The 2,460-nt window shown below is 50.8% G+C and carries 2 protein-coding genes; one reads left to right on the plus strand and one right to left on the minus strand.

Annotated elements, in window-relative coordinates; genetic code table 11:
- Positions 1–49: 49 nt before the first annotated feature.
- Entirely contained in the window at positions 50–616 is a 567-nt protein-coding gene (locus ACTG33_RS16975; RefSeq protein WP_439136435.1) for a hypothetical protein, read from the minus strand.
- Between the two features lie 416 nt (positions 617–1,032).
- Between ACTG33_RS16975 and ACTG33_RS16980 the strand changes: the two genes are divergently transcribed.
- The coding region (locus tag ACTG33_RS16980) for a protein adenylyltransferase SelO (RefSeq protein ID WP_439136437.1) at positions 1,033–2,460 on the plus strand (1,428 nt) is incomplete at its 3' end.

Genomic DNA, 2,460 nt, shown 5'->3' on the forward strand with positions numbered 1-2,460 from the left:
ACGGCCGCACTCGCGGCCGTTTTTTATTACCTATCAAATATCCAAAGCGCTAATTAATCGCATCCATCCGCTGAATAATCACCCGCTGAATCCCCTGAACCTCAAGCTCTGACAGATTCTGAAGCTTATCCAAGTGAATACAATGCAGATGGAGACAAGGCGTCTTCGCTTCCAACTCTCTCAGATCCCCTTTCTTCAACACAGGCAGTAAAGGTTTATTGCCCGGTCGGCGCTGGTTGATTACCCTCAAACCTACATGTAAGGGTACCGCCCGATAACGGGTTTTCTCGCCCTTGAAAGGAATCAACAGGTACAATCCTTCTTTGCCAATCATATCCCCGGCAATGATATTCAATCCGGTGGGAGCCACCGCATTTTCGGGAATCCCGTTAAAGACATCATAATTCGCGTAGGGGTTGGGCAAAATCACCAGATGTCTGCCCTCTTCTTTGGGGAAAAAGATATTGTAGTTGGTATACAGCTGGGAAACGGATTCCGAAAACACACACAACTTGTTTTCAAACCCCATAACAAAGTCGATAGCTCTCTGACGCTGATTGATAGAATCCAGCTCCCAGATTAAATCGCGATTATCGATAGCCAGTTCCACACTCATCCCTCATACCTGATAGTTATGCTGGCTGCATGCAATGTGCAGCCACAGCTGGGTTATAACCCTTTAATCAATATGCACACGATACTGACCAATTCAGTTATAACCTGAAAATAAGTGTAGTCCGCCACCGCCTTTTCCGTCAGAATTTTTTACACTTTGCGGGAGGCAAATTGATAACAATTCATAGACTGTGACTTGGATTCCATTCCTAACCCGGTTTCTCGACGCCCCCCTCAACCTAATCCTTAAGCCTACTAGCACACCGACAACACGTCTTAGCACACCGATAACACGTCTTAGCACACCGATAGCACGCCCTTAATCAGGAGGCGGTTAACAGTAGCCATGAAACGCGTACAATGGCTGCTATAGACATTCTTTGCTGCACTAGCTCCCGATGGTAATCGCCCCTTTTTATGACCTCACTTCTGAACAAACTCTCAATCCATAACAGTTTCGCGACCTTGGACGATGAGTTTTACAGCCGGGTTAAACCCCAGGGGCTCTGGGGTGTGCGTCTGGCTCACGCCAACCCCGACGCCGGAAAACTCCTTGGTTTGTCCGAACAAGACCTGAAATCCGATGAGTTTTTACAAATATTCAGCGGCAATCAAATTCCTGAGGGGTTCGAGCCACTGGCAATGGCCTATTCAGGCCATCAATTTGGTGTGTACAACCCGCAGCTGGGCGATGGGCGCGGATTGCTGCTGGCCGAAGCAAGGCCTGCAGACAGTGAGGGCTCAGCTCCGTTTAGTGAAACTTCAGCCCCTTTTTGGGACATTCATCTGAAAGGCGCAGGGCGTACGCCATACTCCCGCTTCGGCGATGGTCGGGCAGTGTTGCGTTCCAGCATTCGTGAATACCTTGGTAGCGAAGCTCTGTTTCATCTGGGAGTCCCCAGCACCCGAGCTCTGGCGCTGTTCGCCAGCAAAGAACCGGTGCAGAGAGAAACCGCCGAGACCGGCGCCCTGCTGATACGACTCAGCCAAAGCCATGTGCGTTTTGGCAGTTTTGAACTCTTCCACTACACCCGTCGGCCCGACAAAGTGAAGCAACTGGCGGATTACGTCATCGACAAACACCATCCGGATCTTCCCACCGACGACACGCGCTACGCCCTGTTTTTGCAACGTGTGGTACTCGCCACAGCCGAATTGATTGTGCACTGGCAAACCGTGGGATTTACCCACGGAGTCATGAACACCGATAACATGTCTATCCTTGGGGAAACTTTTGATTATGGTCCCTATGGCTTTCTCGACGACTATATCCCCAACTTCGTCTGTAACCACTCAGATCATCAGGGCCGCTATGCCTACGACCAGCAACCGGGCATTGGCTTGTGGAACCTCAACGCGCTGGCTCACGGTCTGTCCACCCTGATTGCAACCGATGACATCAAGTACGCTCTGTCACTGTACGAACCTCACCTGAGAGACTGTTTTGCGACCAAAACCCGCGCCAAGCTGGGCCTAACCACCACCGAAGAAGACGACGTGCTGTTAGCCACTGGCTGGTTGCAACTGCTGCAGGATGAACGAGCCGACTACACCCGCAGTTATCGGGCGCTCTGCCATTTTTCACTGAACGGTGACAATCATGCACTGCGTGATCAGTTTGTGAATCGCGAGGCCGTTGATCAATGGCTGTCGCAATATGCACAGCGGTTAGAGAGAGAAAAGTCTGTGGAGTCTGAGCGTCAGGCACTGATGCGCGCCAACAACCCGAAATACATTCTACGAAATTACCTGGCACAAAAAGCCATCGAGCTGGCCGAACAGGAAAATGATTTCAGTGAAGTGGACAGATTGCTGACGTTGCTGCAAAAGCCCTATGACGAGCAG

It is taken from the genome of Pseudomaricurvus sp. (genome assembly GCF_965662505.1).
Taxonomy (GTDB): Bacteria; Pseudomonadota; Gammaproteobacteria; order Pseudomonadales; family Cellvibrionaceae; genus Pseudomaricurvus.

What these genes read in the sequence shown, in the direction of transcription:
- ACTG33_RS16975 (WP_439136435.1), bottom strand. Translation starts at nt 616, where the DNA reads ATGAGTGTGGAACTGGCTATCGATAATCGCGATTTAATCTGGGAGCTG.